Origin of the sequence: Microbulbifer sp. Q7 (genome assembly GCF_001639145.1) — a bacterium.
Taxonomy (GTDB): Bacteria; Pseudomonadota; Gammaproteobacteria; order Pseudomonadales; family Cellvibrionaceae; genus Microbulbifer.
In genome coordinates this window covers 1,438,080-1,462,793 of sequence record NZ_LROY01000002.1, presented here as the reverse complement: position 1 = coordinate 1,462,793, position 24,714 = coordinate 1,438,080, and the positions used below count along the sequence as shown (strand labels likewise).

General features: G+C 59.3%; 26 protein-coding genes. 20 read left to right on the top strand and 6 right to left on the bottom strand.

All coding sequences use genetic code 11. The annotated features are described in order from the left end of the window. Window positions 1–30 precede the first annotated feature (30 nt). Entirely contained in the window at window positions 31–834 is an 804-nt protein-coding gene (locus AU182_RS11835) for an inner membrane protein YpjD (RefSeq protein ID WP_066965325.1), read from the bottom strand. 153 nt (window positions 835–987) lie between these two features. Here AU182_RS11835 and ffh point away from each other — a divergent pair, with 153 nt between their 5' ends. The 13 genes from ffh to AU182_RS11770 all read left to right on the top strand — a co-directional run bounded on the left by ffh (window position 988) and on the right by AU182_RS11770 (window position 13,812). Further along, complete coding sequence (ffh, locus tag AU182_RS11830; protein WP_066965323.1) at window positions 988–2,415, top strand: signal recognition particle protein; 1,428 nt, start codon at window positions 988–990, stop codon at window positions 2,413–2,415. 225 nt (window positions 2,416–2,640) lie between these two features. Further along, on the top strand, window positions 2,641–2,880 hold the full coding sequence (gene rpsP / locus AU182_RS11825) for a 30S ribosomal protein S16 (RefSeq protein WP_066965320.1): 240 nt from the start codon (window positions 2,641–2,643) through the stop codon (window positions 2,878–2,880). A 39-nt stretch (window positions 2,881–2,919) separates the two neighbouring features. After that, window positions 2,920–3,483, top strand: coding sequence for a ribosome maturation factor RimM (gene rimM / locus AU182_RS11820; RefSeq protein ID WP_082859399.1), 564 nt, complete (start codon window positions 2,920–2,922; stop codon window positions 3,481–3,483). Beyond that, window positions 3,483–4,268 (top strand): tRNA (guanosine(37)-N1)-methyltransferase TrmD, encoded by a 786-nt coding sequence (gene trmD / locus AU182_RS11815; protein ID WP_066965313.1) that lies wholly within the window; start codon window positions 3,483–3,485, stop codon window positions 4,266–4,268. Before rimM ends, trmD begins: the two co-directional genes overlap by 1 nt. 78 nt (window positions 4,269–4,346) lie before the next feature. Next, a complete protein-coding gene (rplS, locus tag AU182_RS11810; protein ID WP_066965310.1) occupies window positions 4,347–4,697 on the top strand; it encodes a 50S ribosomal protein L19 in 351 nt (116 codons plus the stop codon). Between the two features lie 93 nt (window positions 4,698–4,790). Then, the gene (xerD, locus tag AU182_RS11805; protein WP_066965306.1) at window positions 4,791–5,693 is read left to right on the top strand and encodes a site-specific tyrosine recombinase XerD; all 903 of its coding nucleotides are present in this window, start codon (window positions 4,791–4,793) and stop codon (window positions 5,691–5,693) included. A 151-nt stretch (window positions 5,694–5,844) separates the two neighbouring features. Then, entirely contained in the window at window positions 5,845–6,594 is a 750-nt protein-coding gene (locus tag AU182_RS11800; protein ID WP_066965303.1) for a DsbC family protein, read from the top strand. A gap of 313 nt (window positions 6,595–6,907) precedes the next feature. Next, the gene (locus AU182_RS11795) at window positions 6,908–8,215 is read left to right on the top strand and encodes a homoserine dehydrogenase (RefSeq protein ID WP_066968046.1); all 1,308 of its coding nucleotides are present in this window, start codon (window positions 6,908–6,910) and stop codon (window positions 8,213–8,215) included. 143 nt (window positions 8,216–8,358) lie between these two features. Further along, the gene (gene thrC / locus AU182_RS11790) at window positions 8,359–9,750 is read left to right on the top strand and encodes a threonine synthase (RefSeq protein ID WP_066965300.1); all 1,392 of its coding nucleotides are present in this window, start codon (window positions 8,359–8,361) and stop codon (window positions 9,748–9,750) included. Between the two features lie 96 nt (window positions 9,751–9,846). Beyond that, window positions 9,847–11,577: a single-stranded-DNA-specific exonuclease RecJ gene (gene recJ, locus AU182_RS11785; RefSeq protein WP_066965297.1), complete on the top strand. Its 1,731-nt coding sequence runs from the start codon at window positions 9,847–9,849 to the stop codon at window positions 11,575–11,577. An 84-nt stretch (window positions 11,578–11,661) separates the two neighbouring features. Continuing rightward, window positions 11,662–12,573: a DMT family transporter gene (locus tag AU182_RS11780; protein ID WP_066965294.1), complete on the top strand. Its 912-nt coding sequence runs from the start codon at window positions 11,662–11,664 to the stop codon at window positions 12,571–12,573. A 44-nt stretch (window positions 12,574–12,617) separates the two neighbouring features. Further along, window positions 12,618–13,244, top strand: a complete 627-nt coding sequence (locus AU182_RS11775; RefSeq protein WP_066965289.1) for a LysE family translocator — start codon at window positions 12,618–12,620, stop codon at window positions 13,242–13,244. 61 nt (window positions 13,245–13,305) lie between these two features. Beyond that, a complete protein-coding gene (locus tag AU182_RS11770; RefSeq protein WP_153039218.1) occupies window positions 13,306–13,812 on the top strand; it encodes a hypothetical protein in 507 nt (168 codons plus the stop codon). A gap of 30 nt (window positions 13,813–13,842) precedes the next feature. On the opposite strand, the gene AU182_RS11765 is transcribed toward AU182_RS11770, so the two are convergent. Further along, window positions 13,843–14,970: a pectinesterase family protein gene (locus AU182_RS11765; RefSeq protein WP_227718240.1), complete on the bottom strand. Its 1,128-nt coding sequence runs from the start codon at window positions 14,968–14,970 to the stop codon at window positions 13,843–13,845. 231 nt (window positions 14,971–15,201) lie between these two features. Between AU182_RS11765 and prfB the strand changes: the two genes are divergently transcribed. Together prfB and lysS are read left to right on the top strand one after the other, a co-directional pair. Further along, window positions 15,202–16,297, top strand: a protein-coding gene (gene prfB / locus AU182_RS11760) for a peptide chain release factor 2 (RefSeq protein WP_153039217.1) whose coding sequence is annotated in 2 segments (ribosomal slippage) — window positions 15,202–15,273 and window positions 15,275–16,297 — 1,095 coding nt in all. Because the reading frame shifts where the segments join, the coding sequence is not laid out codon by codon here. A 248-nt stretch (window positions 16,298–16,545) separates the two neighbouring features. Beyond that, a complete protein-coding gene (gene lysS / locus AU182_RS11755) occupies window positions 16,546–18,039 on the top strand; it encodes a lysine--tRNA ligase (RefSeq protein ID WP_066965284.1) in 1,494 nt (497 codons plus the stop codon). A 123-nt stretch (window positions 18,040–18,162) separates the two neighbouring features. Here lysS and AU182_RS11750 read toward each other — a convergent pair whose 3' ends face one another. From AU182_RS11750 to AU182_RS11735, 4 genes are read right to left on the bottom strand one after another with little or no spacing between them, the layout of a single operon-like run. Continuing rightward, window positions 18,163–19,020 carry a PDZ domain-containing protein gene (locus AU182_RS11750; RefSeq protein ID WP_066965282.1) on the bottom strand — a complete coding sequence of 286 codons (858 nt, stop codon included), beginning with the start codon at window positions 19,018–19,020 and terminating at the stop codon, window positions 18,163–18,165. Between the two features lie 36 nt (window positions 19,021–19,056). Then, on the bottom strand, window positions 19,057–19,665 hold the full coding sequence (locus tag AU182_RS11745; protein ID WP_066965279.1) for a TPM domain-containing protein: 609 nt from the start codon (window positions 19,663–19,665) through the stop codon (window positions 19,057–19,059). Between the two features lie 39 nt (window positions 19,666–19,704). Then, window positions 19,705–20,460: a YgcG family protein gene (locus tag AU182_RS11740; RefSeq protein WP_082859396.1), complete on the bottom strand. Its 756-nt coding sequence runs from the start codon at window positions 20,458–20,460 to the stop codon at window positions 19,705–19,707. A gap of 15 nt (window positions 20,461–20,475) precedes the next feature. After that, a complete protein-coding gene (locus tag AU182_RS11735; protein ID WP_082859395.1) occupies window positions 20,476–21,105 on the bottom strand; it encodes a LemA family protein in 630 nt (209 codons plus the stop codon). A gap of 97 nt (window positions 21,106–21,202) precedes the next feature. On the opposite strand from AU182_RS11735, the gene AU182_RS11730 reads away from it, so the two are divergent. From AU182_RS11730 to ung, 5 genes are all read left to right on the top strand, one after another. Then, window positions 21,203–21,739, top strand: coding sequence for a YaeQ family protein (locus AU182_RS11730; protein ID WP_066965276.1), 537 nt, complete (start codon window positions 21,203–21,205; stop codon window positions 21,737–21,739). A gap of 87 nt (window positions 21,740–21,826) precedes the next feature. Next, on the top strand, window positions 21,827–22,309 hold the full coding sequence (locus AU182_RS11725) for a YajQ family cyclic di-GMP-binding protein (RefSeq protein ID WP_066965273.1): 483 nt from the start codon (window positions 21,827–21,829) through the stop codon (window positions 22,307–22,309). A gap of 153 nt (window positions 22,310–22,462) precedes the next feature. Continuing rightward, complete coding sequence (locus tag AU182_RS11720) at window positions 22,463–23,362, top strand: hypothetical protein (RefSeq protein ID WP_066965270.1); 900 nt, start codon at window positions 22,463–22,465, stop codon at window positions 23,360–23,362. A gap of 10 nt (window positions 23,363–23,372) precedes the next feature. Beyond that, window positions 23,373–23,975: a uracil-DNA glycosylase family protein gene (locus AU182_RS11715; protein WP_066965267.1), complete on the top strand. Its 603-nt coding sequence runs from the start codon at window positions 23,373–23,375 to the stop codon at window positions 23,973–23,975. A 12-nt stretch (window positions 23,976–23,987) separates the two neighbouring features. Continuing rightward, window positions 23,988–24,710 (top strand): uracil-DNA glycosylase, encoded by a 723-nt coding sequence (ung, locus tag AU182_RS11710; RefSeq protein WP_066965264.1) that lies wholly within the window; start codon window positions 23,988–23,990, stop codon window positions 24,708–24,710. The last annotated feature ends 4 nt before the right edge of the window (window positions 24,711–24,714 follow it).

Sequence of the window (24,714 nt, the reverse complement as noted above, 5' to 3'; positions counted from 1 at the left end):
CAGTTCTGTGTATGCCGCAAGTCGGCTGGCTTAACCGCGGGGCAAAATCACTTCCAGTGCCAGTTTGCTGCCGAAAAAGGCGAGCATCAGAATGGCGAACGCAGACAGGGTCCAGCGCACCGCCGTGTTGCCCCGCCAGCCTTTTTTCCAGTGGCCCCAGAGCAGGATGCTGTACAGGATCCAGGCGAGAATAGACAGTGCGGTCTTGTGCACCAGCTGCTGGCCAAACAGGTCATCCACAAACAGTGTCCCGGTGACCAGTGAGGCGGTTAGCAGCAGTTGGCCGAAGGCAATCAGGGCGAACAGCAGGCTCTCCATGGTCTGCAACGGTGGCAGCAGGCGGCTAATACCGGACGGACGGTGGTTGTGGAGCTGCTGGTTGAGCCAGTAAAGATAGATGGCCTGCAGGGTGGCCAGGGTCAGCAGTGCATAGGCTGAGATCGAGAAGAGCGCGTGCGCGGCGATTCCCGGGGTCAGGTCTGTGAGCGGTGGTGCGCCGCCCCAGGCGTGTACCGCAGCCAGTTGCGAAAGTGCGGCGAGCGGTGCAATGGCCAGTATCAGCAGGGTCAGGCGGTGCTTGAGCGAGAGGAATAGCAGCACCAGCGCTACGGAACAGGTGATCAGGGACAGCATGGCCAGCAGGTCGAAGCGGAAGCCGCCATCGGCTACCAACATATATTTCAGGGCAATGACATGGGCGGCGACAGCGCAGCCAAACATCCCCAGCAGCAGGGGCTGTAGTCGCGCCAGGGGTTGGCGAGACAGGCTGAGAGCCGCTACTACTGTAGTGGCCAGGTAAAGTGCAATTGCCGTCCAGTGGGCGAACGCCGCCATTGGGTGATTCCGTCTTGCTGATTCTTATGGGTCCGGGCCGGCAGTGTGTCACAGCGCGCCTGTGCTGGAAAGCCCGCCTGGGCTATACTGCCGCGTTTTTGGGGAACCGGTCTTGATCGGTCCACCGCGGCTTTTACGATTTGAGAAGGTGATATGTTCGATAACCTGAGCGACCGTCTGTCGTTAGCACTGAAAAAAGTCACAGGTAAAGCGCGCCTGACGGATGACAATATCCGCGATACCTTGCGTGAAGTGCGCAAGGCGCTGCTGGAGGCGGATGTAGCGCTGCCGGTAGTGAAGGCATTTGTACAGCAGGTGCGCACTGCGGCGGTGGGGCAGAAGGTCAGCAAGGCGCTGAACCCGGGGCAGCAATTCGTCAAGATTGTGCAGGACGAGCTGGTCAAGGTGATGGGCGAGGCCGCCACGCCGCTGAATCTGGCAGTTAAGCCGCCGGCGGTCATTCTTATGGCGGGTCTGCAGGGTGCGGGTAAAACCACCAGTGTGGCCAAGCTCGCCAAGTACCTGCAAGAGCGGGAAAAGAAAAAAGTCATGGTGGTCAGTGCGGACGTCTACCGCCCCGCGGCCATCAAACAGCTGGAAACCCTGGCGGGGGAGGTGGGTGCGCTGTTTCACCCCTCCGAGGCGGATCAGAAGCCGGTGGATATCGCCAAGGGCGCGATGGATGCCGCGCGCAAGCAGTTCGCGGATGTACTGATCGTGGATACTGCCGGCCGGTTGCATATCGATGACCAGCTGATGGACGAAATTCGTGAGCTCCATGCTGTGCTGGATCCCGCAGAGACCCTGTTTGTCATCGACGCGATGATTGGTCAGGACGCCGTCAATACCGCCAGTGCCTTCAATGATGCACTGCCGCTGACCGGTGTGGTGCTGACCAAGGCGGATGGTGATGCCCGTGGTGGTGCCGCGCTTTCCGTGCGTCATGTGACCGGCAAACCCATCAAGTTTATCGGGGTTGGCGAAAAGACCGATGCGCTGGAGACCTTCCATCCCGACCGTATCGCCTCCCGTATTCTCGGCATGGGCGATATTCTCTCCCTGATCGAGCAGGCCGAGCAGACGATCGACAAGTCGAAGGCCGAGAAACTGGTCAAAAAGGTCCAGAAGGGCAAGGGCTTTGACCTGGAAGACCTGCGTGACCAGTTGCAGCAGATGCAGAATATGGGCGGCCTGGGTGCTCTGATGGACAAGATGCCGGGCATGGGCGGGCTCGCCCAAGCGGCGCAACAGGCGGATATGGGTAAGGAATTCCGTCGAATGGACGCGTTGATCAGCTCCATGACACCGGACGAGCGCCGCAACCCGGAGCTGCTCAATGGTTCCCGCAAACGCCGCATTACTGCCGGCTCCGGCACGCAGATTCAGGATCTGAACCGCCTGCTCAAGCAGCACAAGCAAATGGGCAAGATGATGAAAAAGCTCAAGGGTGGCGGCATGAGCAAAATGATGCGTGGCCTCGGTGGCCTTCCCGGAATGGGTGGCGGTGCCGGTGGCATGGGCGGTTCCGGTGGGCTGGGCGGTATGCCCGGCGGTCTGCCGCCGGGATTCCGCAAGAAATAGCCCGCCCACGGCGCGGTGCCTGGCGGCTCTATTCGCTGCTATACAAACCGGAAACGGTACATTAGAATACGCCGCCTTTCAGTTGGCCCCTGGCCGCTGAGTGTTGATTTAAAAGCAGATTTTGTCGTGACGTTCCGTTGCGACAAATTCTGAAATACCGCCGTGAGGCGGGATATGCCGGTTGCAAAGGGTGACCGGTGAGTGTTGAAACTACAGGATAGCTACATGGTAACCATTCGTTTGGCTCGTGGCGGTGCAAAGAAGCGCCCGTTTTATCACCTGACTGTGACTGACAGCCGCAAATCCCGCGACGGTCGTTTCATTGAGCGTGTTGGCTTCTTCAACCCGGTAGCCCGTGGTCAGGAAGAGCGTCTGCGTGTTGATCGCGAACGCGTTGAGTTCTGGGTAGGCCAGGGCGCACAGGTTTCTGATCGCGTCAGCAAACTGCTGAAAGAATCTGCCTGATCTCTTATTGCCCAATAGTCTGTATTCCGGGGTATCTCTGTGGTTGAGCAATCGGTAGTTGGTGAAGATCTGGTTACCGTCGGGCGTATCACCACAGTGTACGGGGTACGCGGTTGGGTAAAGGTGCATTCCTTTACCGAGCCGATGGACAATATCCTGCAGTTTTCCCGCTGGTGGCTTGAACCCGCCGGTGCAGGTGGCAAGCAGGATGCAGGGCAGTGGCAGTCTCTCGATATCGACGGCGGCAAGCGCCACGGCAAAGGCCTGATCGTTCATATCAAAGGGGTAGAGGACCGCGACCTGGCGGCCCAGTTCTGCCAGAGAGATATTGCGGTTGCGCGCAGTGAAATGCCGCAGCTCGAAGAAGGTGAATACTATTGGCATCAGCTGCAGGGACTGCAGGTGGTCAGCCAGTTTGAAGGTCGTGAATTTCGTTTCGGCGAAGTGGTGCGACTGATGGAGACCGGCGCCAACGATGTCATGGTGGTGCGTGGTGGGGACGACGGGCGCGAGCGCCTGATTCCGTACTTGCCCGGTGAATACATCACCAACGTTGATCTGGACGCGGGTCAGATAACCGTCGATTGGGACCCCGAGTTCTGATGGCGGCTGAGCGTGTCGCTAAGCCCAGGCGTGTGGCCCTGGTAAGTATCTTTCCGGAGATGTTTGCCGCACTGACCGAATACGGTATCAGTGGGCGAGCGGTGAAAGATGGCTTGCTGGAGGTGCGCTGCTGGAATCCCCGGGATTTCACCAGCGACCGGCATCGCACGGTGGACGATCGCCCTTACGGCGGTGGTCCCGGGATGGTGATGCTGGCGGAGCCGCTCACCCAGGCACTGCGCGAGGCGCGCAACTGGGCGGAGGAGTCTGGCCCCGCGAGGTCTATTTACCTGTCACCCCAGGGGCGACAGCTGGATCAGGCCGGTGTGGAAAGCCTTGCCCAGAGTGGCAACCTGGTCTTGCTGGCCGGGCGCTATGAGGGCGTTGATGAGCGTGTGGTCGAGTCTCTGATTGATGAAGAGTGGTCAATCGGGGATTACGTCCTGAGTGGTGGTGAACTCGCTGCCATGGTGCTGGTAGACGCGGTAACGCGGCTGATACCGGGCGCGCTGGGGCACGATCAGTCGGCGGTGGAGGATTCCTTCGCCCAGGGACTGCTCGACTGCCCGCATTACACTCGCCCTGAAGACTATCAGGGCAGCCGGGTGCCGGAAGTTCTGCTTTCTGGCAACCATGAAAAGATACGCCGCTGGCGCCTCAAGCAGGCCTTGGGGCGCACGCAGCAGCGCAGGCCGGACCTTCTGGAAAAGCTGGCGCTGACCCCGGAGCAGACGCAATTGCTGGAAGAATTTCTGCAGGAGCCGTCGGCCGGGAAAAAGCATTAATATCGGATTCGCCGGGAGGCGAGAGTAATCCGGTGATCTAGCCGTGAGGCTACACAAAACCCTTTTGGAGAACTCCAAATGACCAACAAAATCATTCAGCAGCTGGAAACTGAGCAGCTCAAAGCCGAACTGCCTGAGTTTGCCCCGGGCGATACCATTGTCGTTCAGGTAAAGGTAAAAGAAGGTAACCGTGAGCGTCTGCAGGCGTTTGAAGGTGTGGTAATTGGCAAGCGTAACCGCGGCCTGAACTCTTCCTTCACCGTACGTAAAATCTCTCACGGTGTGGGCGTTGAGCGTACTTTCCAGACTCACAGCCCGCTGGTAGACAGCATTGCTGTGAAGCGTCGCGGTGACGTTCGTCAGGCCAAGTTGTACTACCTGCGCAACCTGACTGGTAAAGCGGCACGTATCAAGGAAAAACTCGGCTGAGTTTCTTCTTGCGCATAAAAAAACCGGAGCTTGCCTCCGGTTTTTTTATGCCTGTAAAACACGTTATCCCGTGCCCTGTGATTTAATGGGTCAATGAATGTTTTTCCCGATGCACAACAACTGATTGGCAACTGGCTGGATATGCTGTGGGCCGAGCGCGGCGTGAGTGAACATACCCGCGCCGCCTACGGGCGCGACCTTAAAGGCTTTGCGTCCTACAGTGAGCAGGTGGGCAAGCATCTCGGTCAGGTAGCCAGGGAGGATGTGCTGGCCTATCTCGGAGCCCGCCACGCTGCCGGTCATTCCGCCCGCTCCAGTGCCCGCGCGCTGGCGGCACTGCGTAGTTTCTATCGCCACTGCCTGCGGCAGCGCTTGATCGACCACGACCCGGTTGCGTTGATCGACAATCCCAAGGTGCCCAAGCCCTTGCCGAAGTCGCTGTCGGAGGCGGATGTGGAGGCGTTGCTGGATGCGCCCGACACAGATACACCCATCGGCCTGCGCGATCGCGCCATGTTCGAGCTGCTTTATGCCTGTGGCTTGCGAGTGAGTGAACTGGTGGAGCTAAGCATGTCCCAGTTGAACCTGCGCCAGGGCGTAGTGCGGGTGTTTGGCAAGGGCAGCAAGGAGCGCCTGGTGCCCATGGGGCGGGCCGCGGAGCGCTGGCTGGAGCGCTACCTGCGATCAGCGCGGCCTCAGCTTCTGGCGATGGGGGAGAGCGATGCCTGCTTTCCCGGGCGTGCCGGCAAGGCAATGACCCGCCAGACGTTCTGGTATCGGATCAAGCACTGGGCCAAGGTGGCGGGCGTCGAAAAGCCCTTGTCACCCCACACCCTGCGCCATGCTTTTGCCACGCACCTGCTGAACCACGGGGCTGATCTCCGGGTGGTGCAGCTGCTGCTGGGTCACTCCGATCTTTCCACCACACAGATCTATACCGCGGTGGCGCGAGCCCGCCTGCAGGCTTTGCATGGGGAGCATCACCCGAGAGGGTGAGCTGTGCATGGCATTTATGCCCTGCCTGTAGTAAAACGCGCCTTGGCGATCCGCAAATAAACGATAAGTGCGATATAAGTGCCATACTGGCTTGAACCCCTAGCCGTAAAACGGGTCAGAAAATGACGAATAATCTGGAGCGAACCGAATCATGACATTTCTTGCCAAGCCACTTTCTGCTCTTGTTGCCGCAGTGTCTCTATTGGCGGGACACGCCGCATTCGCAGATGTGGATGCCGCTGTTGCCAAACAGATCAAGGCCAAGCTGGCCGCAGGTAACCCCCAGGCGACGTTCGGCGATGTGCGCGAGAGCCCAATGCCGGGCCTGTATGAGGTGGACGTAAACGGCGGCAATGTTCTGTTCGTTTCCAAAGACGGTGGTCACTTTATCGCGGGCGATCTGTTTGAAGTGGGACCGCAGAAAGTGGTCAATCTCTCCGAGCAGCGTCGCGGGCGGCATCGCTCGGTAGTGATGGGCCAGCAGAACCTGGACGATATGATCGTCTTTTCCCCCAAGGGCAAGCCCAAGGCGCATATCTACGTGTTTACCGACGTGGACTGTGGTTATTGCCGCAAGTTGCACGACGACGTACCCGAGCTGAATCGCCGCGGCATTGAGGTGCGTTATCTGGCGTTTCCCCGCGCCGGCCTGAATTCGGTCGGCTACCGCAAGGTGGCCACCGCCTGGTGTGCGGACGATCCGAACAAGACGCTCACCGATCTGAAAAACCGCAAGAATGTGCCGCTCAAAGTGTGCAACAACAATCCGGTAGCCGCGCAGTACAAGCTGGGCAACGAGGTGATCGATGTGCGCGGCACGCCGACCATTGTGATGGAGGATGGCACGGTCGTACCGGGCTATCTGCCGCCGGAAACCCTGGTGAAGGCACTGGGTATCTGAGGTTCACTAGATATCCGTCCCCCGAAAAGCCGGCAAATGCCGGCTTTTTCTTTTTAGGGGCGCCGGTCAGGGTAAAGGGACTGGCCTGTAGGGGGGCGCTGGTTGCACTGGCGATTGTTTGATCGCCCTGCGCAATTTTATTGACAATTTCCCCCTGATCTCAGTAAGGTTGTCGACCTTTTTTTGATTTTAACGCCAGTTATTGCGCCGTGTTCCATAGAGTCATGCGCGGAGGGAAGTTGTGAGCGCATTCACCGACGAAGCCACCAAGAGAGCCCCTGAGGTTTTAGAAAACACCCATGCCGCCGGTGCACTGCCCGCGGTCCGTATCGGTATTTGTGGGCTAGGAACCGTGGGTAGCGGTACCGTGAACGTGATGGCGCGCAACGGCGACGAGATTGCCGCGCGCTGCGGACGCCCGGTGGAGATTATCCAGGTGGGTGCCCGCCGGGATAATTCCGATTGCGATATGACGGCACTGAATGTCACCCGGGAAATTTTCGAAGTCGCCAATAACCCCGATGTGGATGTACTGGTAGAGCTTATCGGCGGCACCACCGTGGCCCGTGAGCTGGTGTTGACGGCCATAGCTAACGGCAAGCACGTGGTGACCGCCAACAAGGCGCTGATTGCCGAACACGGCAATGAACTGTTCGCAGCCGCGGCCGACAAGGGTGTCACCATCGCCTATGAAGCGGCCGTCGCTGGCGGTATCCCCATTATCAAATCCTTGCGCGAGGGGCTGGTTGGCAACCGCATCCAGTGGCTGGCGGGCATCATTAATGGCACCGGCAATTACATCCTGACTGAAATGCGGGAGAAAGGGCGCAGCTTCGATGAAGCGCTGGCTCAGGCGCAGGCGCTGGGTTACGCCGAGGCAGACCCGACGTTTGATGTAGAGGGGATTGATGCGGCGCACAAGCTGGTCATCATGGCTTCTCTCGCCTTCGGCATGCCGCTGGCGTTCGACAAGGTGTATACCGAGGGCATCAGCGGGGTGGCCAAAGAAGATATCCAGTACGCCGATGAACTGGGCTATCGCATCAAGCACCTGGGCATCGCCCGGCGCACCAGTGAAGGGGTCGAGCTGCGGGTACACCCGACGCTGATTCCCCAGCGTCGTCTGATTGCCAATGTCAACGGTGTGATGAACGCGGTGCTGGTCAACGGCGATGCCGTGGGGCCGACCCTGTATTACGGTGCCGGCGCTGGTGCCGAGGCAACGGCGTCTGCGGTAATCGCGGATATTGTCGATGTGGCGCGGACTCTGAATGTACGCCCCGACCAGCGTGTGCCGCTAGCGGGTGTGACCCAGGACAGCCAGGGTAATCTGGATGATGTGCTGCCCATGGCGGAAGCAGAGACCAGCTATTACATGCGCATTTCTGCCTTTGACAAGCCCGGGGTCATGTCCCAGGTGGCCAAAATCTGTAGTGATCAGGGCATCAGCATTGAGGCCTTGATCCAGCATGAGCCGGCGGAAGATGAAGAGCTGGTGCCTGTGGTGCTGCTCACCAGCCGTGCCCGAGAAGCGCAACTGCAGGAAGCCGTCAATCAGATCGAAGACCTGGAGAGCATCCAGGGGCCGGTTGTGCGTATTCGCGTAGAATCTCTGGGCTGATCCCCTGCATTGCGCCCGTTCGCCGGGTGAGGATTGTGAAGTGGGCACCCGTTACCCACTTCACGATTTCCGGGCATTACCCAAGCCAGCAAAAACCCAGTCAGTAGAAACCAAGCCAGAAAAATCAAGTCAGTAGCTATAACGTGAAATTTGTCAGCACCCGTGGCCGCGCGCCGTCTCTCAGTTTTGCCGATACCGTCCTCACCGGCCTCGCCAGTGATGGCGGCCTGTATGTTCCCGAAAACCTGCCTCAGTTCAGTCGTGAAGAAATTGCCGAGATGGCCGGGCTGGATTACCAGGAACTGGCTTTTCGGATTATGTGGCCCTTCGTGCGCGAGGACCTGACCGAAGACGAGATGCGCGGGGCGATCGAGCGCGCCTACGCCAACTTCCGTCACGCCGCGATTGCGCCGCTTGTACAGACCGGTCACAACGAGTGGGTGCTGGAGCTGTTTCAGGGGCCAACCCTGGCATTCAAGGATTTTGCCCTGCAATTCCTCGGGCAGTTGTTTGACCTGCTGCTGAAAAAGCGCGGTGAGAAAGTGGTGGTTCTGGGGGCCACCTCCGGTGATACCGGCTCGGCGGCGATCGAAGGTTGTCGGCACTGTGAAAACATCGACATTTTCATTTTGCATCCGCACAACCGCGTGTCGGAGGTGCAGCGCAAACAGATGACCACCGTCCTGTCGGACAACGTGTACAACATCGCGCTGGAAGGTAATTTTGACGATTGCCAGAACATGGTGAAGGCCAGCTTTGCGGACCAGTCGTTTCTGCCCGATGGACGTCGCCTGGTGGCGGTGAACTCCATCAACTGGGCGCGCATCATGGCCCAGATCGTGTATTACTTTTACGCGGCCCTGAGCCTCGGTGGTCCACATCGCCCGGTGAACTTTTCTGTACCCACTGGCAATTTTGGCGATATTTTTGCCGGTTATCTGGCTCGTGGTATGGGCTTGCCCATCAATCAGCTGGTCATCGCCACCAACGCCAACGATATTCTGCATCGTTGTATCAGTGCCAACGATCATTCGCCCATGCCGCTGGTGCACAGCCTATCGCCCAGTATGGATATCATGGTTTCCAGCAACTTTGAGCGCCTGCTGTTTGATCTGTATGACCGTAATGGCAGTGCGGTGGCCGAGCTGTTGGCCGACCGCAGCGCGCCGCTGAAACTGGATGAGGGCGTTCTGGACAGGGCTCGCACCCTGTTTGCTTCCGAGCGGGTAGGGGACGAGCGCACCGTGGAAGTGATTCGCGCAGTGTTCGAGTCCACCGAATACCTTCTGGATCCGCACACCGCCATTGGCGTAGAGGCGGCGCGCCGTGCGCGCAAATCCAGTGCCGAACCCATGGTCTGCCTGGCCACTGCGCACCCGGCCAAATTCAGTGAAGCGGTCGATAAGGCGTTGCCGGGTACCGCTGTGCCGCTACCGCACCATATGCAAGACCTGCTGGAGCGGGAAGAGCGGATGCAAGTTCTGCCAAACGACCTTTCTGCGGTACACGATTTTATCTCTCGCCAATTCGGCTGAGCCCGTTTTAGCGGCAGCCGGTCGGGGTTAGAATGGTGGTTTGCCGGTGGATGCCGGCAGCCTCAGGATTCCCAAAATCGATAGCGACCGGATGCGATGAACCCGATTATTCAACGGCGGCCAGTGGATTTATCCTCTGGCCGTTTTACTTCCTCCACGCCAGAAATTCTGCAGCGGGTGTTGCTGGGACGCGGTGTGCGCAGCGACGACGAGCTCGATCACCAGCTGACCCGCCTGCACAGCCCTGCATCCATGCGCGGGGTAGACGCCGCGGTAACGCTGCTGGTGGAGGCCGTGCGCAACCAGCACAAAATTCTCATCGTCGGTGACTTCGATGCCGATGGCGCCACCAGCAGCACCCTGTCGGTACTGGCACTGGGTGCGCTGGGCGCCGGGGCGGTGGATTTTCTGGTGCCGAACCGCTTCGAGTTTGGTTATGGGCTGACCCCGGAAATCGTCGAGGTGGCAGGGGAATACAACCCGGATCTGCTGATTACGGTCGACAATGGCATCAGCAGCATTGAAGGCGTAGCAGCTGCCCGTGCCGCGGGCCTCAAGGTGATCGTGACCGACCACCACTTGCCCGGCAGTGAACTTCCCGATGCAGATGCCATCGTCAATCCCAACCAGCCCGACTGCGACTTTCCGAGCAAAAATCTCGCGGGCGTCGGGGTTATTTTTTACCTGCTCAGTCGGCTCAAGAGTGTGCTGCAACAGCAGGGCTGGTTTGAAGAGGTTGGCATACCGGTGCCGAACATGGCCGAGTACCTGGATCTGGTGGCGCTGGGCACCGTGGCCGATCTGGTACCTCTGGACCACAACAATCGCGTGCTGGTGCATCAGGGGATTGCGCGTATCCGTGCGGGCCGCTGCCGCCCCGGTATTCAGGCACTGATGGATGTCGCCGGCAGGGACCGCGCCCGCCTTTCCACCACGGATATCGGCTTTATCCTGGGGCCGCGGATCAACGCTGCCGGCCGACTGGACGATATCGGCACCGGTATTCGCTGCCTGCTGACGCTTGATCCCGAAGAAGCCCGGGAGCTGGCCGCGGAGCTGGACGGCCTCAACCGGGATCGCAAGGCCATTGAAGCGGGGATGCAGCGGGAGGCCATGGCCGCGCTGGAAAAACTGCAACTGGCTGAGGAGGGGCTGCCCTGGAGCCTGTGTCTATACGACAGCGCCTGGCACCAGGGGGTGGTGGGTATTCTTGCCAGTCGTATCAAGGAAAAATTCCATCGCCCGGTGATTGCTTTTGCCGACGGCGACAATGGCCTGGTCAAGGGGTCGGCGCGCTCGATTCCCGGGTTACACATTCGCGACGCCCTGAGTGATGTTGCGGCCACCCATCCTCACTTGATCAGCAAGTTCGGCGGTCATGCCATGGCGGCCGGCTTGAGTCTGCCGGCGGAGCATCTGGCCGCGTTCACAGACGCCTTTGAGCAGGCGGTGCGCGCACGCCTCAGTGCATCGCAATTGCAGGCGGTGATCGAAACCGACGGCGAGCTGCAACCGCAGGAATTTTCCATGGAAACGGCGGCGCTGTTGCGCGCCTGTGCTCCCTGGGGCCAGGCCTTTCCGGAACCGGAATTTGATGGAGAGTTCCTGTTGCTGCAACAGCGCATTGTGGGCGAGCGCCACCTGAAGATGACTGTGGCTCCGGTGACGGCGCCGCAACAGGCGATCGACGCTATTGCCTTCAATATTGATACGGATTTCTGGCCCGCCCAGGTGGACAGGGTCCAACTGGCGTTCAAGCTGGATATCAATGAATTTCGCGGGCGGCAGTCTCTGCAACTGATGGTCAGTCATATCCGTCCCCTCTGAGTACTAAGACTAACTAGAGGGGATGTTCAATAATTTCATAATCGGTGGGCGCCCCGGGTGCGCCCGCGCTATCCGGTGAGTGGTATGAATCAAAAACAGGCGAGAGCCGAGCTTCTGTTATTGCTGGCCGCCCTTTTCTGGGGGCTGGCGTTTGTGCCGCAGAAGATTGCCATGGCCCATATCGAGCCGCTGGCATTCAATGCGTGGCGTTTCTTTCTGGGCGGGCTTCTGCTGATTCCCATTGTTTACTGGCTGTCTTCGCGCCGCGACGTACAGCCCGGGGAGCAGGACGGTGCGCCCGTTCACCATCGCTGGCGCAAATGCTTGCCGGGTGGTGCGGTGCTGGGTTTCTGGCTGTTCCTCGGGGCTGCACTGCAGCAGGTGAGCTTGCTGTATACCACGGCGGGGCGGGCCGGGTTTATTACCGGTTTTTATCTGTTGCTGGTGCCGGTGATCGGCCTGTCTCTGGGGCACAAAACCAACCGCTGGACCTGGGCTGGGGTCGCCCTGGCTCTGGCGGGGCTTTACTGGCTGGCAGACTTTTCCGAAGAGGCGCAGTTGATCGGCGACCTGATGGTGTTCGCCAGTGCCTTTGTGTTTGCCATACAGGTGCTGTCTGCGGACTATCTGGTACATCGCTACGATGCTCTGCGTCTGGCGGCAATCCAGTTTCTGGTGTGCGGGGTGCTGTCCGCGGTGGCTTCATTGCTGGTGGAACAGCCCACGTTGCAGGCGGCGTGGGACGCGGCCTGGCCGATTGCGTACATGATGGTGTTCTCCACGGCTATCGCTTTTACGTTCCAGCTATTGGGGCAGCGCAATGCCGCACCTTCCCATGCGACAGTGATCATGAGCCTGGAATCTGTCTTTGCGGTGGCTGCGGGCTGGATGTTCCTGAACGAGATACTGAGTGGCACGGAGTTGATCGGTTGTGGCCTGATGCTCGCGGGCATGCTCGTCAGCCATTTTGGTAATCACCAGGGAACCCACCATTGATCGTGGGTGTAGGCGTTGGTGCACCCGTGATGGAGTTGGATTGAATGCTGGATTGGTCGCTGCTGGCACTGTTTGTGCCGACGTTTTTCTTTGTGTCGATTACGCCGGGTATGTGTATGACCCTGGCGCTCACCATGGGTATGGCGTTTGGTGTGCGCCGCACCCTGTGGATGATGTGGGGTGAGCTGTGCGGTGTGGCGCTGGTCGCCATCGCAGCGGTGGTGGGTATTGCCGCCTTTATGCTGCAGCATCCCACGGCGTTTCAGGTGTTCAAGTATTGCGGTGCTTTGTACCTTGCGTATCTGGGGGTGCAGATGTGGCGCGCGCGCGGGCGGATGGTGTTGGTGGAGCCCACGGCAGGCGAGCAGCCCGCCATTCCTGCACTGTCCCTGATGGCCCAGGGATTTGTCACGGCAGTCGCCAATCCGAAAGGTTGGGCGTTTTTCATCGCCTTGCTGCCGCCGTTCATCAATCAGAGCAAACCGCTGCTTGCGCAGATGGCCGTGCTGCTGTGTATTATCCTGACGCTGGAGTTTATCTGCATGCTGATCTATGCCAGCGGTGGTCGCACCTTGAGCCGGTTACTGACCAAGGGTGAGAATGTGCGCCTGATGAACCGGGTCGCCGGTACCCTCATGCTGGGCGTGGGAGGGTGGCTCGCGCTAAGCTGATCAGAGGGAACCCGGTCTGCCCGCTCAGATCGGGTGATAACGGCAACAAGGGAGAGAGTGTATGAGTCATGCCTGGTTACGAGCGATGTTTGCAGTGGTTCTAGTCCTGTCGATGGGCGGCTGCGATTCTTCGCAAAAAAATACCGCCGATACGCCGTCGACGGAAAAGGCACCGAATCAACCGGCAACGGAGGCATCCCCGGAAATGTCCGACGAGCAAGCGAGCGGGACGGATGCGGCACCTGCCGCACAGCAGGGCGGGCAGAGCCTTTGGGTGATGCAGCCGCGGGGCAACCGTCAGTGTGAGGGGGGAGGCCGCAGCCTGGAGTCCAGTGGTGCCGAGCTGGCGCAGAATGGTATCAAGGTACAGGAGTCCCGTTGTGGTGTGCGCACGGATCGCATGTACCCCAGTGTTTGCGGGGGGGCGACCGGCGACCTGCTGATGCACCGGATTCCCGCGAGCTTCCTCGATGCCGCTTTGGAACTCGGGTTTGACCCGGCCAAGCCGGGCCAGTACCAGTTTGTGGATTGCCCCCAGATAGCGCCGCGCGCGCCTAGCGACCGCTAAGCTGGACAAGCCTTGCGGCTGATCGTTGTTTCAGAAGGCGGGGGTCCAGCCCGCCAGAATCCGGTCGCGGGTGTATTCCCTCGCTTCATCATCATCGAGCTGGCGTCGCTGAGGGTTAATGGCGGCGCCGGGGCCGTGGCTCTGGTACTCGAAAAAACGTGCACTCTGCGGGGGAAATACCGTCGACTTGGTGCCATCGCGGCTGGTCCCGCGCATGGAAGCCCAGCCGTCAACGGTGATGTGATCATCCATATAGGTGTTGATGAAAACCGCAGCCCCAATGGCATCCGGGTCTGCATAACGACCGTCCGGAAAATCGGTTGTCGGGTGCCAGGGGCGTCCCAGCGGGGTCGAGTTTGCCGGCACGCCCTGGGATTTCAATAGCCGGCAATTCAAAAAAACCAGCCCAAATTCCTCCCGGATATTGGTGCTCGGAGCCGTTACATACCCTACATCGGCACGCTCTGTGCCGCGCGGGCGGGTGACAATGTCACTGTCTTCAAACAGCGCCTGTCCCGCGCCAAAAATAAAGTCTACATTGCCCTCAATCACACTATTCAGGAAGTAACTGCGTCCGCCCTGTACAAACAGGGTGTCCTGGTACCCTGCGAGGCGCACATTGCGAAACGCCGACCGGTCGCTACCGGTACTGATCTCAAGCGCAACCGCCTGGGTGCCGCGGATCTTGTCCGGGTGACCGCTGGGCAGTGCATCGGTGGCGAGAAAGTCAAAGCTGTTTTCAATGGTCAGGTTTTGTGCACGGAAATCCTCTGCAGCAACAGTGAGCGTTGCCGTAGCAAAGGTGCCCAGCGTTGCATTGGAGCCGGGGGCGCTGCCCGGGGCGGGCATGCCCGCGAAATCCCCGTAACGGAGGATTGTCTTGCCTTGGCCCGCGCCAATCAGGTGAATATTGGGTTTGTCGATGTGGACTTTTTCCAGATAGCGGCCTTCTGGTAAATAAATAGTAAACGGCGCGTTTGGCCGAGCTGGAGCGGCTGCCAGCGCCTGCGCGATACTGGAGTAGGCATTTGCGTGTGCGTGCTCCGGAGAAGTGCTGACAATGGCGTCATAGCCCCTTTCTTCAGGCGTCGCTGCACCAGCAAGCAGGGGAATCAGGAGTGCCGACAGTTGCGCAGCCACGCGCAACGGAACGCGCACCTTTCCCCGGATGGCGGGGAGTGGGTTTGTGAGGGGAGTAACCATGCCTGTCGCTACCATCGTTGTGCCGCCTGATAATTGGTCTGCTTGGTCTGATTATTGGTCAGGCCATTCTAGCGTCAGTCCGTGGGACACCTCAAGACGCCACTGTCAGCGCGCGTGCCCCTTATTTCTGCGGGCTGCCTGAGGTAGAATGCGCGCCCGATTTAACCGACAGAAGCCGACCTCGCTATGGAAATCAATCCGCTTCTTAACCAGCTCAAAGACCTCGCAGAACGCACTGACGTTCTCAGGGGGTATCTTTGACTACGCTGGCAAAAAAGAACGCCTGACCGAAGTTGAACTGGAACTGGCCGAGCCCAGCGTCTGGGACGACCCCGACCGCGCCCAGGACCTGGGCCGCGAACGCTCCGCTCTGGAAGCCGTAGTCAAAACCATCGACGACCTCGACAGTGGCATCAGCGACAGCCGCGAGCTGCTCGACATGGCCGTTGAAGAAGATGACGAAGATTCCGTCGCCGAAGTGGCCAGCGAACTCGAAAGCCTCCAGCAGCAGCTGGAAACCCTCGAATTCCGCCGCATGTTCTCCGGTGAAACCGACCCCAATAACGCCTACCTGGACATCCAGGCCGGCTCTGGCGGCACCGAAGCACAGGACTGGGCTGAAATGCTGCTGCGCATGTACCTGCGCTGGGGCGAAGCCCACGGCTTCAAAACCACCCTGGAAGAAGCCTCCGCCGGTGAAGTTGCGGGTATCAAGAGTGCCACCATCCACTTCCAGGGCGAATACGCCTTCGGCTGGCTGCGCACCGAAACCGGCGTACACCGCCTGGTACGCAAAAGCCCGTTCGACTCCGGCAACCGTCGCCACACCTCGTTCACCTCCGTCTTCGTCTCCCCGGAGATCGACGACAACATCGAAATTGAAGTGGACAAATCCCAGGTGCGTGAAGACACCTACCGCGCCTCCGGTGCCGGTGGTCAGCACGTCAACAAAACCGACTCCGCCGTGCGTTTGACCCATATCGAATCCGGCATCGTCGTTGCCTGTCAGAGTGAACGCTCCCAGCACCAGAACCGCGACAAAGCGTGGAAAATGCTGCGGGCCAAACTCTACGAACAGGAAATGCAAAAGCGCAACGCCGAAAAACAGGCGATGGAAGAGAGCAAATCCGACATCGGCTGGGGCAGCCAGATCCGCTCCTATGTACTGGATGACCAGCGCATCAAAGACCTGCGCACCAGCGTTCAGACCAGCAACTGCCAGGCAGTGCTGGATGGCGACCTGGACCAGTTTATTGAGGCAAGCCTGAAGGCCGGTCTGTAACCCAAGTTACCGGGCTCCACTGGCTTTCGAAGTAAAAAACTTCAAAGCGAAGGCGGAGTGCCGGGTATCCCTTTTCGAAAGCGTCGGCAACAGGGATGTTGCCGACGCAGCGTACAGGGATGTATTCACAGGGGGGCGCCTAGCCCGGTTTCGAAACCGATTATCTAGCGCTTCGCTGCAACGGACTCCGGTGACGAACTCCCGAGAGCTACGAAGTCCGAAACACACTTAAAGACATGTGATAGATCATGAGCAACACACCAACTCAGCAAGACGAAAACAAACTGATCGCCGAGCGCCGCGCCAAACTGAGTGCCATGCGCGAGAAGGGCAATGCCTTTCCGAACAGCTTTCGCCGCGAAAACCTCGCCGCCGACCTGCAAAAAGAGTTTGGTGAAAAGAGCAAGGAAGAGCTGGAGAACGAAGGCAACACCGCCTGCGTCGCCGGCCGTATCCTCGCCAAGCGCGGCCCCTTCATGGTCATCCAGGACGTCTCCGACCGCATCCAGCTGTACGCAGACAAAACCGCACAGAAAGATATCAAAGAGCGCTGGGGTACCTGGGACATCGGCGACATCGTCGGCGTGAAAGGCACCCTGCACAAATCCGGCAAAGGTGACCTCTACGTTAACTGCGAAGAGTACAGCCTGCTCACCAAAGCCCTGCGCCCACTGCCGGAAAAATTCCACGGCATCGCCGATCAGGAAATGCGCTACCGCCAGCGCTACGTCGACCTGATCGCCACACCGGAATCCCGCGACGTATTTCGCATTCGCTCCGAAGTCATCAGCTACATTCGCAGCTTCCTGAACAAAAACCACTTCATGGAAGTGGAAACTCCCATGCTGCAGGTCATTCCCGGCGGCGCCACCGCACGCCCGTTTGTCACCCACCACAACGCGCTCGACATCGACATGTACCTGCGTATCGCGCCGGAACTCTACCTCAAGCGCCTCGTAGTCGGCGGCTTCGAGCGCGTGTATGAAATCAACCGCAACTTCCGTAACGAAGGTCTGTCCACCCGCCACAACCCCGAGTTCACCATGCTCGAGTTCTACCAGGCGTACGCGGACTACAACGACCTTATGGATCTCACCGAAAACATGATCCGCGGCATCTGCACCGACGTGCTGGGCAGCACCACCGTGCAGTATCAGGAAAGCAGCTACGATTTCGCCAAGCCGTTCGATCGCATCAGCGTGTTCGACTCCATCCTGAAGTACAACCCGGAACTGAAAGCCGCCGATATCGACAATATCGAGAGCGCGAAGAAGGTTGCGCAAAACCTCGAAATTCCGCTCAAGAAAATCTGGGGACTGGGCAAAATCCAGATCGAAATCTTCGAGAAAACCGTTGAGCATCGCCTCGATCAGCCGACGTTTATTACCGAATACCCGACCGAAGTGTCGCCGCTGGCGCGTCGCAACGACGACAACCCGTTCGTCACCGACCGCTTCGAATTCTTCGTCGGCGGCCGCGAGATCGCCAATGGCTTCTCCGAGCTGAATGACGCGGAAGACCAGGCCGAGCGCTTCAAGGCACAGGTGGCCGAGAAAGATGCCGGTGATGACGAAGCCATGCACTACGACGCCGACTACATCCGCGCGCTGGAATATGGTCTGCCGCCGACCGCCGGCGAAGGGATTGGAATCGACCGTCTGGTGATGTTGCTGACCAACTCACCGTCTATCCGCGATGTGCTGCTGTTCCCGCATATGCGACCGGAAGCGACTGCCGAGTAAGTACTACCGAGTAAGTACTGCCGAGTAAGTACTGTCGGCTAAGGGCTCGTCGGCAGAATTGCCGCGCAATAAAAAGGGCGATAACTGTGTCAGTTATCGCCCTTTTTTGTGGGTGGCCGGGAGCTACCCGCGGATACCCAGCGGGCCTGCCGGCAGGTAAATCGTCTCCGGGGCAGAACTTCCCTTGCGCTGAATTTCCACCGCCACCGACGAGCCGGGCTCGGCCTGATACACCTGGGTGCGCAGGTCACCCATGTGAAACACTCGCTGGTTGTTGTAACGGATGATCTTGTCCCCGGGGCGCAGCCCCGCCTCATAGGCAGGAGCGCTCTCCAGCATGTCACCAATTTCCATAGTGGTGCGGCCGCCAAAGGCCTCCAGGTATTGTTCAAACTCCGCGTTGCTCAGTTCCTGCTCGAAGACGCGGCGGGGATTACTGTAGGTCTGCAGTTTGGTTTGCAGCTCTCTGGCACGTTCGGAGCGTTTGTCTTGCAGGTGGTGGTATTCGTAGCTGAACTGCATCTGCTCATACTGGATCCGCGCCTGTTTATCGACAATAAACGCGGCCCGTTCGGCACTGAAGCCGGCGTCGGTGAGCTGGCGCATCTGGGTCTCCCGCTGGCGCTCAAAACGGCTCTGGTGGCGACTGCGGGCAGGGCGGGCGTTATTGGTGGGGGCGCTTTCGCCAACGCTGGCGGAGGCATGCCGGGTTTCCAGATTGTCGGAACCCGGGTCCAGCCGGTTGCTCAGTTCGTTCACCAGCTCAAGTAGCTGGCCCTGAATTTTCAGGGTTTGGTTCAGGGTGTTTTCCAGCTGATGCACGCGCGCGCCCAGGTCGGTCGCGGCCTCGGTGCTGCCGGAAAGACCCGCGAAGGGTGCCGCCTCTGCGGACGGTGATTTGGCGCTCCAGTGGGCGACAGTTGCCGCCGCGGCAAGCAATATTGCTGCCGCCACGGGAAGGACGTATTTGTGCAAAATCATGGGATCACCGATCGACAATTTGCGGGCTTGCGCAAATTATAGAAGCACCAGGTGATTGGGAAGTTCGTTCTTGATGGTGGTGGCGGGCGCCGCCTCTTCCAGCAGCTCGCCACATTTTTCTACGCAGTGCACAAAGGCCTCGCCGGTCTTGCCCTTTTTGACCTCGTGGATAAAGTTTTCCACGATCTCCTGCCAGCGCTCGTTGGTAATCTGTTCCGCCAATCCCCGGTCCGCCAGAATCTCCACGTAGTGTTCCGCCTGGGACACAAAAATGAGCAGGCCAAGCCGGTCCTTGGTGCTGTGCAGCTCGTGCTCCAGAAACTGGCGTCGCGCCAGGTTGGAGGCGCGCCAGAAGCGCACCGACTTGGGCACCAGTTTCATGGTCAGTGGACGCCAGCGGAACAGCACCGCCAGCACGATAAACAGGATCCACTGCAGGGTAAACGCCTGCTGGTACTCGATCCACCAGGGGAGAAACTGCATCAGTGGCGCAATAAGTAGCGCCAGGAAGGCCGCCCAAAGGGTCGAGATATACAGGTAGTTGTCGGATTGGCCCGCCAGCACCGTAACAACTTCGGCATCGGTGCGGGATTCCACCTCTTTGATCGTGTCGGCGAGTTTGCGTTTTTCCTGTGCATTCAGCATGGTTTTATCTCGTTGATTCCGTCGGCACTGCCTGGAGCGCTACCAGCCACCGGAGGCGCCACCGCCGCCAAAGCCGCCCCCGCCCCCGCCAAAGCCGCCGCCACCGAAGCCTCCGCCGCCATAGCCACCACCAAAACCGCCACCGCCATAGTAGCCGCCGTAGCGTCCGCGGCGATAACTGCTGCTGCCGTTGGGCGCGCCGAGTACCGAGCTGCCAAATATTTGCAGCATGATAAACAGCAGGAAGATACCCACCAGCAGCGCCACCTGGCGATCGCTGTCGGACTCGGTGGGCTCCGGTACATATTCGTTCCTGATGGCGGCGATAATCGACTCGACACCCGCGGTGACACCCGCATCGAAATTGCCGCTCTGGAACTGGGGCAGAATCTTGGTGTGGATGATATTGGAAGACAGCGCATCGGTCAGCGCTCCCTCCAGCCCGTAACCCACCTCGATGCGCACCTCGCGCTCACTGGGCGCTACGATCAGCAGTACGCCGTTGTCCTTGCCTTTCTGGCCGATTTTCCAATGTCGCCCCAGCTGGTAACCGTATTCCTCGATGGTCAGGCCCTGCAGGTCCGGCAGCGTGGCGACCACGATCTGGTTGGAGGTTTCCTTTTCCTGCTGCTGGAGCAGCTCGGTAAGCTGGTAGCGGGTGCTCTGGCTCAGCAGGTTGGCATTGTCCACCACGCGGCCACTGAGCGGCGGAAATGAGATGTCAGCCTGCGTGAGCCCGGCCCATAGCAGGGCCGGGCATAAGCACAGGAATAGGGCGATCCGTCGGATCGTCATGGGTGACCCCGCTGATTACTGGAAGTCGACTTCAGGCGCCTTCTCGGCATCTTCGCTGGTTGCCTCGAAGGTGTCGCGCAGGGGCATGTCGCTGTACAGGATGCTGTGCCAGATGCGACCGGGGAAAGTGCGGATTTCCCGGTTGTAGCGTTCCACCGCGGCGATATAATCCCGGCGCGCCACGCTGATGCGGTTTTCGGTGCCTTCCAGCTGAGATTGCAGTGCGAGGAAGTTCTGGTTGGCCTTGAGGTCCGGGTAGCGTTCCACTACCACCATCAGGCGGGACAGGGCGCTGCTCAGCTGGGCCTGGGCCGCCTCAAATTGCTGCAGTTTGGCCGGGTCATTGATAATTCCGGAGTCCACCTGCATGGAGTTCACCTTGGCGCGGGCCTCGGTTACGGCCTCCAGGGTTTCCCGCTCGTGTGCCGCATAAGCCTTGACGGTTTTCACCAGGTTGGGAATCAGGTCGGCGCGGCGCTGATACTGGTTTTGCACCTGGGCCCAGGTGGCCTTCACATTCTCATCGTAGGTGGGGATATTGTTGATCCCGCAGCCACTCAAGCCCAACATCAGTACTGAAAGCAGGAGTGATTGCCAGAGGCGGCGTTGTGTAAACTTTGGTTTGCCGGTGAGTGCAGAATTCATTCCATTCATCCATGTTGATTCCGAACAAGACAATAATAGTCCCCAATCCATCCATATCCGGCAAGTCTGTGCTGCCGGCAGAAATCAGAGTGTAGTAATGGCATTAAAAGCGACCATATTCAAGGCGAGGCTCCAGATCGCTGACATGGATCGGGATTATTACGGTGAACATCTGCTTACACTGGCGCGCCACCCGTCCGAAACCGATGAGCGAATGATGATTCGGCTGCTGGCGTTTGCGCACAATGCCAGTGAGCAGCTGGAATTCACCCGGGGTTTGTCCAGCGAGGATGAGGCCGATCTCTGGCAGCACAGCCTGAGTGGCGAGATTGAGACCTGGATTGAAGTAGGCGTGCCGGCAGAGGACCGGGTTCGCAAGGCCTGCGGGCGGGCACAGAAAGTTATTGTGTACGCGTACGGGCAGCGCACCGCGCCGGTGTGGTGGGAGAAAATGCAATCTGCCTGTGCCCGCTTTGATAACCTGCAGGTGTACTTTCTGCCCGCCGATGTGTGCGCGGCACTAGCGGCGCTTGCGCAGCGCAATATGGAATTCAGTGTCACCATCCAGGACGGTCATCTGTGGATTGCCGACGACCGCCAGAATATTGAAGTCCTGCCGCAGCGCTGGAAATAAATTTTTATCAAGCCCGCCGGTAAGCGGGTAAGCGAACGGCCGCCTGTTGGCCAGCAAAATTCTGTCAAATAAACACGGAGCCCGACAATGCCTTCATTCGATATCGTTTCTGAAGTCGACAAGCACCAGCTGACAAATGCTGTGGATCAGGTGAACCGCACCATCACCAATCGGTTTGATTTCAAGGGCGTGGACGCCGAGGTCGAAATGTCCGAATTCACCCTGACGCTCCGCGCAGAGTCGGACATGCAGGTACAGCAAATGGTGGACATGCTGCGCGCCGCCCTGATCAAGTGCGATATTGACCCTCTGGCGATGGATGTGGGGGATGAGGAGCAGTCGGGCAAGCAAGTAAAAGTTGGCGTCACCCTGAAAAATGGTCTCGACAAGGAACTGGCAAAGAAAATCGTCAAGATCATCAAGGAGGAAAAGCTCAAGGTGCAGGCCTCCATTCAGGGGGATCAGGTGCGGGTAACCGGCAAGAAGCGGGATGACCTGCAGCAAGTGATTGCCCTGTTGCGCGGCAAAGAGCTGGAACAGCCCTTGCAGTTCAATAATTTCCGCGATTGAGTTGATGTCAGTGCAGGTAGGCAGGGAGCCGTGGTGGATTTTTTGACGAAGCGTTTTCCGTTTGCATGGAGGCTGCGAGCCTGTCTTGTCGGGCTGCTGGGCCTAATAGGTCTTGGCGGGACCACTGCGCTGCGCGCGGAGCCCCCGGTTCCGGTGTTGCCTGCACAACTGCTGTATGCCTGGTGGGTGGACGGCAGTGAAGGGCTGGATCTATCCGGGCTGAGCTTTTGCCAGGGGGAGTTGCTGACCGTAGCCGACAAGTCGTCAGAGCGCATCTACCGGCTTGCGCCGGAACCCGGGCAAGAGACGGTAAAGCTGCTTCCTAAAGCGGGCTTTGCCCGGCCTGCGCTGCCCGATGATCAGCCGGTCTCGATGAAAGCCCGTGCGCTGCACTACGCCAGCACGCCGCTGAGTATGGATTTTGAGGGCATCACCTGTGATGGCCCGGATATTTACCTGCTTAGCGAGCGTCACAACCGGATTGTGCGGCTGGATTCCGCACGGGCCAAGGGGGAGTGGATGCCGGTGCGCTGGTCGGAGACGGCGCGCAAGCAGGGATACCTTCAGCTGTTCAATGCAGAGAGCGAGGGCCTTGTTAAGGTCGGTGAGGATTTCTGGGTGGCGCTGGAGCGTGATCCGCGCGGCCTGTTGAAGCTGCAACCGGGTGACAGGGAAGGGCAGCTTTTTTTTCCGGTGCCGCCGGTGGCTGGTCTGGATTTTCGCGGGCGCTCGGAAGATGTGACGGCGCTGGCCTATTATGATGGCGCGCTGTTTACCCTGGAGCGCAATGCGTTTGCGGTGTGTCGGCGCTCCCTGAGTACCCTCGCTGCGCAGTGGTGTGTCGAGTATCGGCATATCGAGGAAGCGCCTGAATTCATTTATCGCAAGACGCATTTCGGCAAGGGCGAGGGGCTCGCGGTGAATGAACAGGGATTGTTTGTTGTGCTTGACAATAACGGCGTGAGCCGCGCCGCGGTGCCCGATGACAGCCGCGGCCTGTTGATACAGCTGGCGTTTCCAGCCATCCCGTCCAATACACTGACGATCGACTAGTACCATTCCCGTGCCCCAGGCCAAGCTGGATACACTGCTCAACGAGATCCGTGCCTGCCGCCTGTGCGAGCAATACCTGCCACTGGGCCCGCGTCCGGTGCTGAGTGCGGCGCGCGCTGCCCGGTTGCTGATCATCGGCCAAGCGCCCGGTACCCGTGTCCATGAGACTGGAATCCCGTGGAATGATCCCTCCGGCGACCGCTTGCGGGATTGGCTGCAGCTTGACCGCGACCGTTTTTACGATACCGCCACCATCGCCATTATGCCCATGGGGTTCTGTTATCCCGGGCGCGGTAAAGGTGGTGATCTGCCGCCTCGGCCCGAGTGCGCTGCAACCTGGCACCGGCGCTTGCTGGATCACCTGCCGAACATCCAGTTGACCCTGTTAGTGGGGCAGTATGCCCAGCGCTACTATCTCCCGCACTGGTATGGCAGCATTACCGAGAATGTGCGCCACTACGCCGACGCCTTGCCCCATAAGCTGTTCCCACTGCCGCACCCGAGCCCGAGAAATACGCTGTGGCTCAAGCGCCGCCCCTGGTTTGAGCAGGAGGTGGTGCCGGCACTGCGCACGCAGGTTCACAAGATTTTGCAGGAGCCTGCTCGCAGGTAGGTTGATACGTTTATGCCACTTCCCGGAAACATCAAAATCCACCCATCCTGGTATGCCGTGCTGCAGCCGGAATTCGGCAAACCCTATATGGGGGCGCTGCGAGATTTTCTGCAGCAGGAAAAGCAGGCGGGCAAGGCCATCTTTCCTCCCAGTGAACAGATTTTTAACGCATTCAATTCCACGCCGTTCGACCAGGTCAAAGTGGTCATCCTCGGGCAGGATCCGTATCACGGCGCGGGCCAGGCCCACGGCCTGTGCTTTTCCGTGATGCCCGGTGTGCGTGTGCCGCCCTCGTTAAAAAATATCTACAAGGAAATGGAGTCGGATCTCGGTATCACCGCGCCGGACCACGGTTGCCTGCAACCCTGGGCAGAGCGGGGGGTGCTGCTGCTCAATGCGACACTGACCGTGGAGGAAAGCAATGCGGGTGCGCACCAGGGGCGCGGCTGGGAACAATTTACCGATGCCGCGATTCACGCACTGGCGGAGCAGCGGGAAGGACTGGTGTTTATTCTGTGGGGAAGTTACGCGCAGAAAAAGGGCGGGTTTATCGATGACCGCAAGCACCTGGTGTTGCGCGGCCCGCATCCGTCGCCGCTATCCGCCCACCGGGGTTTCTTCGGTACCCGCCCATTCTCCCGCGCCAACGCGTACCTGCAGGAGCGCGGCCAAGCGCCAATCAACTGGGCGTTGCCTCCCGCCAGTGCGCTGCAGCGGATGGCGGTGGAGCTCTAATAGG

Excerpts from the sequence above, each read along its gene's own strand:
- recJ (WP_066965297.1), top strand. The coding sequence starts at position 9,847 with ATGAACCCGATTATTCAACGGCGGCCAGTGGATTTATCCTCTGGCCGT.
- AU182_RS11770 (WP_153039218.1), top strand. The coding sequence starts at position 13,306 with ATGAGTCATGCCTGGTTACGAGCGATGTTTGCAGTGGTTCTAGTCCTG.
- xerD (WP_066965306.1), top strand. The coding sequence starts at position 4,791 with ATGAATGTTTTTCCCGATGCACAACAACTGATTGGCAACTGGCTGGAT.
- rpsP (WP_066965320.1), top strand. The coding sequence starts at position 2,641 with ATGGTAACCATTCGTTTGGCTCGTGGCGGTGCAAAGAAGCGCCCGTTT.
- ffh (WP_066965323.1), top strand. The coding sequence starts at position 988 with ATGTTCGATAACCTGAGCGACCGTCTGTCGTTAGCACTGAAAAAAGTC.
- AU182_RS11730 (WP_066965276.1), top strand. The coding sequence starts at position 21,203 with ATGGCATTAAAAGCGACCATATTCAAGGCGAGGCTCCAGATCGCTGAC.
- AU182_RS11780 (WP_066965294.1), top strand. The coding sequence starts at position 11,662 with ATGAATCAAAAACAGGCGAGAGCCGAGCTTCTGTTATTGCTGGCCGCC.
- AU182_RS11835 (WP_066965325.1), bottom strand. The coding sequence starts at position 834 with ATGGCGGCGTTCGCCCACTGGACGGCAATTGCACTTTACCTGGCCACT.
- AU182_RS11745 (WP_066965279.1), bottom strand. The coding sequence starts at position 19,665 with ATGCTGAATGCACAGGAAAAACGCAAACTCGCCGACACGATCAAAGAG.
- rplS (WP_066965310.1), top strand. The coding sequence starts at position 4,347 with ATGACCAACAAAATCATTCAGCAGCTGGAAACTGAGCAGCTCAAAGCC.
- AU182_RS11775 (WP_066965289.1), top strand. The coding sequence starts at position 12,618 with ATGCTGGATTGGTCGCTGCTGGCACTGTTTGTGCCGACGTTTTTCTTT.
- AU182_RS11735 (WP_082859395.1), bottom strand. The coding sequence starts at position 21,105 with ATGAATTCTGCACTCACCGGCAAACCAAAGTTTACACAACGCCGCCTC.
- AU182_RS11740 (WP_082859396.1), bottom strand. The coding sequence starts at position 20,460 with ATGACGATCCGACGGATCGCCCTATTCCTGTGCTTATGCCCGGCCCTG.
- AU182_RS11800 (WP_066965303.1), top strand. The coding sequence starts at position 5,845 with ATGACATTTCTTGCCAAGCCACTTTCTGCTCTTGTTGCCGCAGTGTCT.
- trmD (WP_066965313.1), top strand. The coding sequence starts at position 3,483 with ATGGCGGCTGAGCGTGTCGCTAAGCCCAGGCGTGTGGCCCTGGTAAGT.
- AU182_RS11750 (WP_066965282.1), bottom strand. The coding sequence starts at position 19,020 with ATGATTTTGCACAAATACGTCCTTCCCGTGGCGGCAGCAATATTGCTT.
- AU182_RS11725 (WP_066965273.1), top strand. The coding sequence starts at position 21,827 with ATGCCTTCATTCGATATCGTTTCTGAAGTCGACAAGCACCAGCTGACA.
- ung (WP_066965264.1), top strand. The coding sequence starts at position 23,988 with ATGCCACTTCCCGGAAACATCAAAATCCACCCATCCTGGTATGCCGTG.
- lysS (WP_066965284.1), top strand. The coding sequence starts at position 16,546 with ATGAGCAACACACCAACTCAGCAAGACGAAAACAAACTGATCGCCGAG.